Annotated in this window: 14 protein-coding genes and 1 tRNA gene; 10 read left to right on the plus strand and 5 right to left on the minus strand. The window is 53.8% G+C overall.

Annotated features, from left to right (window positions below; all coding sequences use genetic code 11):
- Window positions 1–89: 89 nt before the first annotated feature.
- Window positions 90–947, plus strand: coding sequence for an RNA polymerase sigma factor RpoD/SigA (locus tag H7F08_RS04830; protein ID WP_193639998.1), 858 nt, complete (start codon window positions 90–92; stop codon window positions 945–947).
- Here H7F08_RS04830 and rdgB read toward each other — a convergent pair.
- Window positions 914–1,537, minus strand: a complete 624-nt coding sequence (rdgB, locus tag H7F08_RS04835) for an RdgB/HAM1 family non-canonical purine NTP pyrophosphatase (RefSeq protein WP_193639999.1) — start codon at window positions 1,535–1,537, stop codon at window positions 914–916. The two genes, H7F08_RS04830 and rdgB, sit on opposite strands and share 34 nt — an antisense overlap.
- Window positions 1,534–2,262: a ribonuclease PH gene (gene rph, locus H7F08_RS04840; protein ID WP_193640003.1), complete on the minus strand. Its 729-nt coding sequence runs from the start codon at window positions 2,260–2,262 to the stop codon at window positions 1,534–1,536. The genes rdgB and rph overlap by 4 nt, the downstream gene beginning before the upstream one ends.
- A 106-nt stretch (window positions 2,263–2,368) precedes the next feature.
- Here rph and H7F08_RS04845 point away from each other — a divergent pair, with 106 nt between their 5' ends.
- Window positions 2,369–2,863 carry a Crp/Fnr family transcriptional regulator gene (locus H7F08_RS04845; RefSeq protein ID WP_024894218.1) on the plus strand — a complete coding sequence of 165 codons (495 nt, stop codon included), beginning with the start codon at window positions 2,369–2,371 and terminating at the stop codon, window positions 2,861–2,863.
- Here the strand turns inward: H7F08_RS04845 and H7F08_RS04850 are convergent.
- Window positions 2,860–3,417 carry an LON peptidase substrate-binding domain-containing protein gene (locus H7F08_RS04850; protein ID WP_031572373.1) on the minus strand — a complete coding sequence of 186 codons (558 nt, stop codon included), beginning with the start codon at window positions 3,415–3,417 and terminating at the stop codon, window positions 2,860–2,862. The genes H7F08_RS04845 and H7F08_RS04850 overlap by 4 nt on opposite strands.
- Window positions 3,418–3,442: 25 nt before the next feature.
- On the opposite strand from H7F08_RS04850, the gene hemW reads away from it, so the two are divergent.
- Complete coding sequence (gene hemW / locus H7F08_RS04855) at window positions 3,443–4,600, plus strand: radical SAM family heme chaperone HemW (protein ID WP_031572374.1); 1,158 nt, start codon at window positions 3,443–3,445, stop codon at window positions 4,598–4,600.
- Window positions 4,601–4,610: 10 nt separating this feature from the next.
- On the opposite strand, the gene H7F08_RS04860 is transcribed toward hemW, so the two are convergent.
- The gene (locus H7F08_RS04860; RefSeq protein ID WP_010642997.1) at window positions 4,611–4,922 is read right to left on the minus strand and encodes an encapsulin-associated ferritin-like protein; all 312 of its coding nucleotides are present in this window, start codon (window positions 4,920–4,922) and stop codon (window positions 4,611–4,613) included.
- Window positions 4,923–4,939: 17 nt separating this feature from the next.
- Between H7F08_RS04860 and H7F08_RS04865 the strand changes: the two genes are divergently transcribed.
- The 3 genes from H7F08_RS04865 (at window position 4,940) to H7F08_RS04875 (ending at window position 7,695) form a co-directional block, all read left to right on the plus strand.
- The gene (locus H7F08_RS04865; RefSeq protein ID WP_031572375.1) at window positions 4,940–5,710 is read left to right on the plus strand and encodes a pseudouridine synthase; all 771 of its coding nucleotides are present in this window, start codon (window positions 4,940–4,942) and stop codon (window positions 5,708–5,710) included.
- An 87-nt stretch (window positions 5,711–5,797) separates the two neighbouring features.
- Complete coding sequence (locus H7F08_RS04870) at window positions 5,798–5,950, plus strand: hypothetical protein (RefSeq protein WP_010643000.1); 153 nt, start codon at window positions 5,798–5,800, stop codon at window positions 5,948–5,950.
- A gap of 212 nt (window positions 5,951–6,162) precedes the next feature.
- Window positions 6,163–7,695 carry a DHA2 family efflux MFS transporter permease subunit gene (locus H7F08_RS04875; RefSeq protein ID WP_193640000.1) on the plus strand — a complete coding sequence of 511 codons (1,533 nt, stop codon included), beginning with the start codon at window positions 6,163–6,165 and terminating at the stop codon, window positions 7,693–7,695.
- A gap of 194 nt (window positions 7,696–7,889) precedes the next feature.
- On the opposite strand, the gene H7F08_RS04880 is transcribed toward H7F08_RS04875, so the two are convergent.
- Window positions 7,890–8,837 carry a D-alanyl-D-alanine carboxypeptidase family protein gene (locus H7F08_RS04880; protein ID WP_193640001.1) on the minus strand — a complete coding sequence of 316 codons (948 nt, stop codon included), beginning with the start codon at window positions 8,835–8,837 and terminating at the stop codon, window positions 7,890–7,892.
- Between the two features lie 163 nt (window positions 8,838–9,000).
- Here H7F08_RS04880 and H7F08_RS04885 point away from each other — a divergent pair, with 163 nt between their 5' ends.
- The 4 genes from H7F08_RS04885 (at window position 9,001) to H7F08_RS04900 (ending at window position 12,053) form a co-directional block, all read left to right on the plus strand.
- The gene (locus H7F08_RS04885) at window positions 9,001–9,762 is read left to right on the plus strand and encodes a sulfite exporter TauE/SafE family protein (protein WP_024894224.1); all 762 of its coding nucleotides are present in this window, start codon (window positions 9,001–9,003) and stop codon (window positions 9,760–9,762) included.
- A 24-nt stretch (window positions 9,763–9,786) separates the two neighbouring features.
- Window positions 9,787–10,794, plus strand: a complete 1,008-nt coding sequence (locus H7F08_RS04890) for a class I SAM-dependent methyltransferase (RefSeq protein ID WP_193640002.1) — start codon at window positions 9,787–9,789, stop codon at window positions 10,792–10,794.
- 82 nt (window positions 10,795–10,876) lie between these two features.
- Window positions 10,877–10,952, plus strand: a tRNA-Ala gene (locus H7F08_RS04895).
- Window positions 10,953–11,054: 102 nt separating this feature from the next.
- On the plus strand, window positions 11,055–12,053 hold the full coding sequence (locus H7F08_RS04900; RefSeq protein ID WP_031572380.1) for a site-specific integrase: 999 nt from the start codon (window positions 11,055–11,057) through the stop codon (window positions 12,051–12,053).
- The last annotated feature ends 553 nt before the right edge of the window (window positions 12,054–12,606 follow it).

Here is a 12,606-nt window from a genome sequence, read left to right on the forward strand (position 1 = left end):
AATATAGGAAATGATAAAAACTCTTTTAGATATAGAATATTAGATTACAATGTTAGAGTGATTGTGGTCTTTGATTCTAGGGGATGCCCATGCGAACGGAAGTGAGAGAATTAAACGAAGCATTACCCGATGTCGCGCCGGCTATTGACCCGCCCCCTCTGACTGATTTTATAGAAGGCGATCAGAGCAGTCCCTTTCTCACTCAGGATCAGGAACTGCAACTCATCCGCCGTCTGCGTCAGGGAGATGACTGCGCCAGAGCCACCCTGATTTCTGCGCACATGCCTTTAGTCAGAGCGGTTGCCCGGACTTACCGAAACAAGGGTCTCAGTCAGGAAGATTTGCTTCAGGAAGGCTACATGGGTTTACTGCGTGCCGCAGATCGCTTCCGTGAAGGTCTTGGTACCCGTTTTTCCAGCTATGCCACCTGGTGGATTCGGGAAGCCATGCAACGTGCGCTCATCCGTTCCCGCTTCATCCGACTGCCGGACTATCTGGCAAAATCGCTGCATGCTTACCTGCAGCGTGGTGAAGATGAAAGCGAATCAACAGAAGACGCCCGGCGCGAGCAACGCCGGGAAGCCCTGGGGGTGCGTGAAAGTACCATGCGCGCTCTGGATTTTGCCGACATTCGCGTCTGCTCGCTGGATGAAGAATTTACCGATGGCCCCAGTCGGGTTGAACAGGTACCAGGCGATACCGCCAGCCCCGACATGGACTACGACCGTGAGTCCATCTGCAAGGCACTCCGGGAGCATCTGGCGGAACTGAATGAAAAGCAACGGGAAGTGATGATCTTCCGCTACGGCATCCATGGAGATGCGCCCATGACGCTGGAAGCCGTGGCCGAACGTATGGGCGTCAGCCGTGAGGCCGTCCGCCAGTTGCAGGTCAGAGCCCTGACCCGACTGCGTCAATCACTTTCTGATAGCGGCTGGGGTGCCTGACGTTCCTGCAGCATAGCCAAAAGACGCCGCAGAGCATGGGCGCGATGACTCACCTGATTTTTTTCTGCCAGTGCCCATTCAGCCGCACTACGCGCACCACCCAGCGGCCGGAATAACGGATCGTAGCCAAAACCCCCTTCTCCCTGAAGCGTTTTACCAATGGTTCCCATCCAGAATCCCTGAGCCACAATGGGGGCAGGATCGTCGGCTGACTCCATAAAGACCATGCAGGCAATATAATAGGCTACACGCGATGATCCGGTTAAAGCACGCATCTGCTCAAGTAAGCGCTGATTATTCTCGGCATCTGTTGCGCCGACACCGGCATAACGTGCCGAAAACAGTCCCGGTGCACCTTGCAGGGCTGGCACGCAAAGGCCTGAGTCTTCCGCAAGAGACGCTATCCCTGAGATGGCCGCAGCATGACGGGCCTTCAGCAAGGCATTCTCGACAAATGTGCGGCCACTTTCTTCAGCACCCTGAATACCTTGCTCGTCCTGCCCATAGACTGTGTAGCCGTGCGCGTTAAGCAGTGTCCGCATTTCCCGGATTTTACCGGCATTACTACTGGCCAGCAGGATGGGCTTCAAGGCAAAGCCTCAGGAATTTCCTCACGTTGACGGGCAATCAGATCGCGAATGCCCTGCCGCGCCAGCGCCAGCATGGCGGCCATTTCCTGATCACTGAAAACTGCGCCTTCAGCGGTACCCTGCACTTCTACAAAAGCGCCAGCACCCGTCATGACCACATTCATGTCCACTTCTGCGTGACTATCTTCGGCATAGTCCAAATCCAGCACGGCCTGTCCCTGATACATCCCGACGGAAATGGCAGCCACCCAGTCGCGCAACGGATTACCCTGCACTTTTCCGTTTTGGCGCAGGGCCTGCAGAGCATCGGCTACCGCCAGACAGGCACCCGTGATGCTGGCCGTTCGGGTGCCGCCATCCGCCTGCAAAACATCGCAATCTACCCAGATAGTGCGCTCACCCAAGGCCTGCAAGTCAACGGCTGCACGCAGGCTACGCCCGATCAGCCGCTGAATTTCATGGGTCCGACCCGAGATTTTTCCCTTGGCCGATTCACGCTGCATCCGATCCTGAGTCGCTCTGGGCAACATACTGTACTCTGCAGTCACCCATCCCTTCCCCGCCCCACGCAAAAAAGGCGGAACCTTTTCTTCAATACTAGCGGTACATAACACCTTGGTATCCCCGCAGGCCATCAGTACGGAGCCTTCGGCGTGTTTGGTGAAATTGCGGGTGATTTCTATCGGGCGCAGAGCGTCTGCCATTCTTCCACTGGGTCGATTCATTTGCGGATACTCATCATGATGAAGGATGGGCGCATTGTAGACCTGTCCTTCTTTCACCATAACCCCCTATAATGCATTCGTACCCCCCAGGAACGAGGAGCGCCTCATGTCTGCCACCGCGCATGTCGAAATCACCCAATTTCTGAAGCAGCACCATCTGGCTCAGTCACTCACCATTGCCGAAATTCAGACTCTGGCGGAATACGTGACCCATGCCCAGTTTCGCGCCGATCAGGTCATTGCCGAATGGGGCACGTTGGGTGAAGCCCTATTTTTCTGCGTCAAAGGAGAAATGGCCATCATTCACCATACCGCCGATGGTGATGAAATGGAGGTCGTGCGGGTCAAGGAAGGAGAAATGGCTGGAGAAATGTCTTTTTTTGACCGGCAACCACGTAGCGCTCGCATTCTCGCCAAAAGCGAAGACACCCAGGTTCTGGTCCTGACTCGCGCCCGTTATCAGCGCCTGAAAGTAGAGAAACCTTATATCACGGTCAACATTCTGGAACAGGCTATCATCAGTCTGGATCACCTGTTTCGTAATCTTTCCCAGAATTATACGGATTTTTCTACCTACATTTACGGCAAGGGCAAGCACTAGGCTCCACTACGCCGCTGCAGCAGGTGATGAATGCGCTGCAATCTTTCGAGGGGGTCCTGCAGCAGAAGCAGATCCTGCTTTTCCTCTGGAGAAGCCGGTAGTGCCTGAGCAAGCACCATACCTGCAGTACTGGCATCCAGGTCCCGGGCCGCTTCTTCACCCAGCAACTCCTTCAAAATGGCGCGCAGGGTATCGTCTTCCCGGCGCATGGGCACTACCGGCTCCTCCGCCCAGTAGTGCACCGAGGCCATAGCCAGAGCCCCCTCATAATGCCAGTCCTGAATGCTGAAGCGTCGCTGCCCCTCCACCTGAATTTCCAGAATCCCTGGCTCACCCCCCCAATCCACTATTCGCGCCAGTGTTCCTACCCGTTCCGGCTCCGCATGACCATCTCCCCGAGAGTGCGTCAAACAAATTCCAAAACCATGATCATGGCGCAGGGAGCTGCTGACCATGTCCAGATAACGGGGTTCAAACACTCTCAATCCGACTAAGGCCTTGGGAAAAAGTACGGTTCGGAGTAAAAATAGGGGTATTGTATGCGTATCCGTCACTATGCTGTTCCTCTCACGAGTATTCATGAATCCCAGCCTGAAACCATCCTCCACGTTCTCACTATATGTACATCTGCCTTGGTGTAAAGCCAAGTGTCCTTATTGTGACTTCAATTCACATGCGGCAGACCATATTCCTGCAGAGCGTTATGCCCGCGCCCTGATTGCTGATCTGGATCGGGAACTGCCACGCATCTGGGGACGACGTCTGCACAGTATTTTCATTGGCGGAGGCACTCCCAGCCTGTTTCCACCGGAAATCATCAACCAGCTGCTTTCCGACATCCGGGCCCGCCTGCAACCCCTGTCTGCCATGGAGGTGACCCTGGAGGCTAATCCCGGTGCCATTGAAGCCGCAGCATTTGCCGATTTTCGTGCGGCCGGGGTTACGCGTCTGTCTCTGGGGATCCAGTCTTTCAATAATGTGCACCTGCAACGCCTGGGACGCATTCATGATGCATCTGCCGCCCATCGGGCCGTAGAAAAAGCCATTGCTGCGCAATTTGCCAGCTTTAATCTGGATCTCATGTTTGCCCTGCCCGGCCAGAGCACGGCTGAAGCCCTGGCAGACCTGGACGCGGCCTTACAATATCAGCCTCCCCATTTATCCCTTTACCAGCTCACCCTGGAAGCGGGCACTCCCTTCGCCAGCCATCCTCCAGCCCATCTCCCTGACGAGGATACCGCGGCGGATATGGAAAATATTTTGCGCAGTGAACTGGACCATCACGGTTTGGCTCGCTACGAAATCTCCGCGCACGCCCGCCCCGGACAACAATGCCAGCATAACCGCAATTACTGGCTATATGGAGACTATCTGGGAATTGGCGCCGGGGCTCATGGCAAAATCACCCAGGCGGAAGGCATCTGGCGTAGCCGCAAACCCAGCCGACCCGAGAGCTACATGATCGACGCGCTCAGTAATATGGAAACCCTGGGAGAATACACCCCGGTTCCACCAGCAGAACGCCCCTTTGAATTCATGCTGAATGCCCTGCGGCTGACCGAAGGTTTTTCAAACCGTCTGTTTACTGAATGCACCGGCCTGGACAGTCTGCTGATTGAACCACAGATTCGCCGTGCCCGCCGCGAGGGTTTACTGTATGACGATACCGAAATAATCCAGCCCACCGCCCGGGGAATGAACTTTTACAATGAATTGTGTGCCCGCTTCATTCCCTGAATGGGCGATACTATTCCCGACCCATCGCCTCAGCTTCATGACCGGTAATGGAACCGTCCTTGAACAAATATTCACGCAACTCTTTATCCAGACGCGGCATTTTACGGCGCAACCACTCCAGAACCATGGCCGCGTGCTCAATTTCTTCATCCCGATTGTGTTCCAGCACTTTTTTGAGCTGGAGATCATTGCAGGCATCCGCGCGCTGCTGGTACCAGTCTACCGCCTCAAATTCTTCCATCAGCGAGGATATCGCCCGATGAATGTCCAGCGTATCACTGGACAGCGACTCCAAAGGCTCGTGCATTGTTTCATGTGCCATCTTGAGATCCTTTAACGATGAAATATCCTCACAAGCATAGCTCAAAGCTTTCACTAAACCCAAGTGACACCAGACCGGGAGAAATTCGCCATGAATTGGCAAGACTCCTGTCCAAAGCAGGACTGTGCTCGCGGAGCATGGCCGCCGATTGGATTCGGGCCGGCAAGGTAACCGTCAACGGGCAGATCATTTACGAGCCGGAAGCCCGTTTTTCACTTCGCGATGCCCGGATTTCCGTGGCGGGACAACGCCTGACCGGACAGGCTCGCAAGGTGCTGATGCTGAATAAACCCCGGGGCGTTGTCAGTACCCGCGCCGATGAAAGAGGACGGCCCACCGTTTATGATTTACTGCCCTCCGACCATTGGCTGGCACCCATAGGACGTCTGGATCAGGCCAGCTCCGGGTTATTGTTATTCAGTAACGATCCAGAATGGGCCCAGATTCTGCTGAATCCTGATCAGCACGTCAGCAAAACCTACCACGTGCAAATCCGCCCTCCTCTTCCTGCCGAAGTTTTTCGGCACATTGCCCAGCACTCCAGCCTGGACGGCAAGCCATGCCTGCCCATGCAAATTCGTGAGCTGCGCTGCGGAGGAAAAACCCAATGGCTGGAAATTGTCCTTCAGGAAGGGCGTAACCGGCAGATTCGTCGCCTGCTGCAAGGCGCCGATGCAGAAGTGTTACGCCTGATTCGAGTAGCTGTAGGAGATCTGCTTTTGGGCAGTCTGTCCAGTGGACAGTGGCGCTGGCTGAGCCCGGACGAAGAAAGGCTTCTAAAACCCTGAACCGACTATATTAGATATTTATGATATTGACAGGCCCATAATATCTGTGTATGTTAGTTATACCTTATTTACTGATGGAGAACGGTCATGGAAATGGAACAGGAATTTGAATTGATTGCGCTGGTTTACCAACTGGAAGAAGCCGGTTACTGCTTTGCCAACGTTTCTGATGAAGAACTGCACCAGGCATTCATGAACAATCAGGATCTGCGGGATCTGGCGGTTCCCCGTGCCGCCTGATCATTTTTATCCTCCACAACCGGCCCTTTATGGCCGGTTTTTTTTGGTCTGAACAACGGCGTATATCAAAACAGCCCTGCGCCCGGTTTTGAGGTCTTCCCTGCTGCTTAACCGCTCTATCAGCTGCTCTTGCGAGCAAGCATGTTCCTCTCTATACTGACCGAACGGTCGGTATCTGACAGATTATCATTCCCCATCAAGGAGCCCAACTGGTGGCGCAAGAGCAGTCTACATCCCGTCTGGTCATCACCGTGGCGGTCATGCTTGCAGTAGTGATGCAGGTTCTGGATCTCACCATTGTCAATGTGGCACTGACCTATATGCGTGGCTCCCTGCAGGCTAATAGTGATCAGATCACCTGGGTGCTCACCGCTTATATGGTGGCCAACGTCATTGTACTCCCCCTTACCGGCCTTCTGGTGGAACGTTACGGACAACGCAACATCATGCTTTGGAGTGTGGTGGGATTCGTGATTTCTTCGGCTCTATGCGGACAATCCCACAGTCTTACCGAGATTGTCCTCTGGCGCTTTCTTCAGGGCATTTTCGGGGCGTCCCTGGCACCTGTCGGGCAAACCATCATGCTCGGAGCCTATCCGGCCAATAAACGCGGTCAGGCCATGGCGATTCTCGGTATGGGCATCATGCTGGGACCGATTCTTGGACCGACTCTGGGTGGTTATCTGACGGACACGCTCAGTTGGCGCTGGGTGTTTTACGTCAACATTCCCTTTGGGATTCTCGCCTTTTTACTGATGCAAAGCGTGCCGGACGGCGGCAAAAGCGCCAACCCCCGGCCCGTGGACTGGACTGGATTTGCGCTGATGGCCCTGGGTTTGGGGTCTCTGCAAGGCATTCTCAGCCTCGGGGATCAGGATGACTGGTTCAGTTCACAAACCATCATCATCCTGACTTTGATTACCATCCTCGGGCTGCTCTTTTTTGTGTGGCGTTCCCTGAGTGTCAAGCATCCGGTTGTCGACTTGCGGCTCCTCAAAGACCGCAATCTGGCTATTGGCAGCATGGGAATCGGTATATTCGGTCTCGCCCTGTTTGGCACCATGGTGATTTTGCCCATCATGCTGGAGACCTTGATGCACTATGAGGCCTTTACGGCCGGACTGGCTATGGCGCCTCAAGGAATCGGCGCAATGCTGGCGATGATGCTGGCTGGCCGTCTACTCGGCAAGGGCATCAATCCCCGCGATATTGTGCTGGTCGGTATTGTAATTGGCGCTTTTGGAACTTATCTCACCACATTGTACGACCTCAATATCAATATAGACTGGGTGATCTGGCCCAGCTTTATTCGCGGCATAGGTTTTGGTCTGGTGACCATTCCCCTGTTTACCCTGGCTTTTACAACCCTCAAGAAATCACAGCAGGCAGAGGGGTCGGGAATTTTCAATTTGATGAGAACCCTCGGTGGCAGTGTCGGCATCGCTATTGTGTCTACCGTCATGAGCCAGGAAACACAAGTGGGCTGGAACCAGATGAGTAAGTTCATCAACCCCTTCAATCCGGCGTTTCACCAATATCTGGCAGCGGCTGGGATGACCCAGAATCCGACTACCTGGCAGATTCTGGGTAATGTTGTTCTGTATAATCAGGCCAACATGCGCGGCACCCTCGATGCATTTGTGCTGGTATTTTACGGTTTTCTGGTGATGATTCCGCTGATTTTATTTCTCAAGAAGCCAGCTCCAGAAAAGGGAGAAAATACTCCGCCACCCGTACAGGAGTAACCCTGAAACCGGTGGTGGGCCGGGAAGCTTTTTGCGCCAACGTCCGTTGCCTGTTGTTCTACGGCTCATCCTGCTGTCAGGAGAGAACTCGCCCTGCGGGCTCAGACAGCTCTCCTGACGGGCGCAGGATTTCACCAAGAACAACAACGGCTCGAAACAAAAGTCGCGGCAAAGCTTCCCGGCCCACCGCCGTTTCAGGGTGCCGAGGTTTTTTCCAGATGGGGTACGGCAGGCAGCCAGAGCGTTCTGGCAAAACCCCAGTCGAGCAATTTGAGACTTTGCCAGGAGGCTTTCCAGAAACCACGGTTTTCATCGGTAAATGAAGGGACGCCCAGAATCACGGCAATGAGTTGCACCCCATTTTGGGTGCCCGTAGCCACCAGGCAATGACCAGCAGCGTCGGTATAACCGCTTTTCATGCCGGTGATGAAAGGCACACGACCTACCAGCAAGTTAGGATTGGGACTGGTAATGCCTGCGTAAGTGAAATTCTCATGATTGAAAAAATGCATGTACTGCGGAAAATCCGTCATGATTCGCCTGGTGAGAATAGCAATATCATAAGGACTGGCGGTGTTATTGGGATGGGGAAGGCCGTCCGGATCATAGTAGGTTGTCGATAACATACCGATTTTACGCGCCGTCTGGTTCATTTCACGCACGAAAGCCGGGACGCTGCCGGCCACCAGATGCGCAGCTTCCACAGCAGCGTCGTTTCCCGAAGGAACTGTCATCCCCAAAATCATCTGGGCTACTGAAAAGCGCAATCCGGGATGCATGAACATGCTGGAACCACCGGTTTCCAATGCTGCCTGGCAGGGTACAAACTCCTGGTGCAAATGCAATCCACCGGTGTGAATGTCCTTGAACAGCAGATACAAGGTCATGAGCTTGGTAATACTGGCAATTGCATAGGGTTGGTAAGCATTTTTAGCGGCGATGATGGCACCGGTTTGCGCATTCATCAGAATATAGGCGCGGGCATCAATGGGCGGCAGGCCGCTGCTGTTGGTATCGGCGCGGGAAGTAGGAATACCCAAAATGAGCGTCCATCCCAGTATAAACAGGCCCAGGAACCCTAAATGAAGCCTGTAGGAACGATACGTGATCGGTGCAGTATTTGCAGAAGGATGCGGCAGCATGGGTTAGCCCTCCCCATTAACGGGATGCAAGGTTAAAGCAATTTCTCAGGATAGTTTCATATTAGGCTATTTTTTCTGAAATGCCTATATGTACGCAGTTGCTTGGAAGCGGAGCATTCCCAGCAACTGGAAGACACTCCTCAAAACTTATAGACTGGTCGGTATGAACTTACACGCGTCCCTTTCTTATGCCACCCTCATCCACTTTCCCCTCCTCTGGGCCATCGCCGGATTCATTATTCTCCTGGCTTTTTACGTCCGGGCAGTGATCGGATTTGGTTCCGGGCTGATTTCCGTGGCCTTGCTCACGCTCATCTTTCCCATCAAGGAAGTCGTGCCAGTCGTATTGCTTTTGGATCTGCTCGGTTCAGTATTACTAGGTGCCTATGATTTTCGGGAAATGCGCTGGCCGGAGTTACGCTGGCTGATCCCCGGCAGCATCATTGGTCTGGCAATCGGTTCTTTCATACTGGCTGATACCAATGCCCAGAATCTGACCCGATTCCTCGGTGTATTCATTCTCGCCTACGTGGTGTACGCCCTTGCCATGAAGCCCGATCGTCTGCCGCGCATCAGTCTGCCCTGGGGCACGCCGCTCGGAATATTTGGGGGAGTCGTGGGCAGCCTCTACGGTGGGGGTGGACCGCCTATCGTCGCCTACCTGCAAATGCGGCATCTGGACAAACGCGCTTTTCGCGCCACTTTTCAGGGGATTGCGCTCACAGACAATGTGTTGCGCGGGTTCATGTATGTAGCCCTGGCGCTGTTGACCTGGCAGCTGGCCATAGGTTTTTTAATGTTGATTCCGCCAGTTTTGCTGGGTCTCTGGGCGGGTAATCGTTTACACCTACGTATCAACCAACGCGCTTTTTTATTGGGAACACTGGGATTACTGACCGTAGTTGGCCTGAAATACCTTATTTAACGCATCGAGCGACAAGGAGAGCATATGACTTTACGCAGCATGGAAGAACTCAGGCAGCAGGCTCAGGGCGCACAATCCCTGAATATTGCTTTCATAGGTGTCGTCAATGGACTGTTCAGCGCCCTGCACCAATTGCAGAAGGCTGATTCCCGACATCTCGCTCAGCAAGCGGGCATGGACGAAGGATACGTCACCCGCTGGTGCGATGCTGCTTATGCTTTTGGCTGGCTGGAACTGAATTCCGACGATCAGTGGCAACTCAGCGCAGATGGCGACAGCATGCGCCCCGAGGCTCCGGGTAGCCGCATGGCAACAGCTATTGGTTCGGTCCTGTCGGCACATATGGCTGAACGCGCCGCAGGACTGATGCGCACGGGCGAACGTCCGGGTGAAAAAGTACTGGCGGAACGGGAAACCATTCTGCCCTGGTTTGGGCTGATGCTGGAAAACAATTTCCGCAAGACTTTTGAAGAAAAAATCTGCCCGCAGGTTCCCATATTTGCCGAAGTAGATGCCCGGGGTGGTCTTGCTGTGGATCTGGGTTGCGGAAATGGCTGGTATTTACGGGCACTGGCACAGCGCTGCAACCATTTGCGGGGCCTTGGTCTGGATGGTTTTGCGGAAAATGTGCGGCAGGCGCAGGAAATAGCTCAACAGGAGGGCCTTAGTGACCGTCTGCACTTTTCGGAGGGCGATATCCATGCGTTTTCTCTGCCAGAACCGGCAGATCTGATTGCCATGAATCGTGCCCTTCACCATGTCTGGGAAAAACGTGGGGCCATTTTTGACAAACTGCGTAGCAATCTCAAAGCAGAAGGCGCCGTAGTCATTTGGGAACCCGCATGGCCAGATGATCATCGTCGCCTGCGCGAAGCACCCTTGCGGGGCATGGCTTACCAGAATCTCACCGAGCATGTCCAAGGGAATCATTTCCTGCATCCTGAGGAAATCGCCAGCGCCTTAAAAGAAGCCGGACTAAGGCCAAAAATCTTCCCGTTTGGTAGCGATGTAATGGTGGTGGGGCGCTGCTGAGCAGCAAAAACTGACACCTAGCCCTGCCAGCCGTTTACAAGCATTGCATTCCGCGAGGCTTCTCTTTATCCTTTGCGCTCATGGGGCGGTAGCTCAGCTGGGAGAGCGTCGCGTTCGCAATGCGAAGGTCGGGAGTTCGATCCTCCTCCGCTCCACCAAATAAAACAAGGGGTTAGGCTAAACGGCCTAACCCCTTGTTGCTTTTTCGCTGCAATTATGCTGCACTGAGTCCTGAAACAGGGTGCAGCGTGAGGTGCAGCATGGCGACCATCAACCCCAGGGAAGACCAGGATAAAAACGTGATTGGCTGGCAAGCCATCATTCGCAAACGCGGGTTTCCGTCCCAGACGCGGACATTCCGCACAAAGAGAGATGCCGAGTCCTGGGCCAAGATCACAGAGAGTGAAATGCTCCGGGGCGTCTGGTGCAATCGGAGCGAGGCTGAGAACACTACCCTGGCGGAAGCTCTGGATCGCTACTCGAAAGAAGTATCCAGTCGCAAAAAGGGTGCTGTCCAGGAAGTTTCCATCATCGGAAAGGTCAAGGAATCCCCCTTGGCCCGCATGTATCTGGCAGCTATCCAAGGCAAAGACATTGCGAAGTATCGGGATGCCATGCTGGCCGATGGTTACAGCCCCATCACGATCAAGCGTCGTCTATCCTTGCTCTCCCATCTGTTCACTGTGGCGACCAAAGAATGGGGGTTGGCCGGGTTGGTCAATCCTGTGCCCTTGGTGTCCGTGCAGAAGCCCAACAATGCGCGAGATCGGCGACTGGTGGGTGATGAGGAAAAAAGGCTGTTGGCGGCTGCGCAAGAGTATGGTGAACCTCTCCCCACCATCATTCGCTTCGCCCTGGAAACGGGCATGCGTCGAGGCGAGATTGCCGCAATGCTCTGGCGGCATGTAGATATGAGGACACATGTGCTTTCAGTGCCAGATTCCAAAACTGGCGATCCGCGCCGAGTACCGCTGTCCAGTCGCGCCTTGGCCGTACTAGATGCCCTACCCCGCCGCATGGATGGTGAGGTGTGGGGTGTCAGGGCAGATAGCATCACACAAGCCTTTGCTCGCGCCTGCCACCGAGCAGGTATCGAGGACCTACGCTTTCACGACCTCCGCCACGAGGCCACCAGTCGTTTCTTCGAGAAGGGCTTGAATCCCATGCAGGTGGCGGCCATCACAGGGCACAAGACCTTGCAGATGCTGAAACGCTATACTCACTTGAGAGCTGAGGACCTGGCGAAGATGCTGGGGTGAATATTACCCGAAGGGCCGGTCCAGACTGTTAGCGGACGTAGGACTCGGCTAGAATAGCTGAGCTCGTGTTCGACCTGAAAATGGAGAAGTTCACTGTTTTGTCTGATGGTTTGTCGCAAACGGAAACAATCCAGAAACAATAGGATAGGATCGTTTTGGCAACACGAATATGAGACACAATGACCCCATTTGTCTTGTTTATTAAACTACTGCGCTTCGTTTTTAAAACAGCCCATAAATTACCGCAAAAGACAACATAAAGGAAATAATTTAATGACTCTTGAATTTTATTTAAACGCGATAGGATCAATTCTTGTGGGTCTTGCATTTTTCTCAAAAAAGAGGTCTGAATTATTAAACAGACTTATTTCAAAACTGAAGTTTCACCGATTTTCATGAGGAATAAGTCGCCGCATGCTACGCCACCATACGCATGAGCATCTGAGTGAATGATTTATGAGGGGGTTGGCAGAGATGGGGCCAAAGTCCCAGAAAATGGCTGGAGAGAGCTTCATCTGTAATCCWGYCGCTTATACACATCTCCGAGCCCACC

The sequence above is a fragment of the Acidithiobacillus sp. HP-11 genome (assembly GCF_015100075.1).
Taxonomy (GTDB): domain Bacteria; phylum Pseudomonadota; class Gammaproteobacteria; order Acidithiobacillales; family Acidithiobacillaceae; genus Acidithiobacillus; species Acidithiobacillus thiooxidans.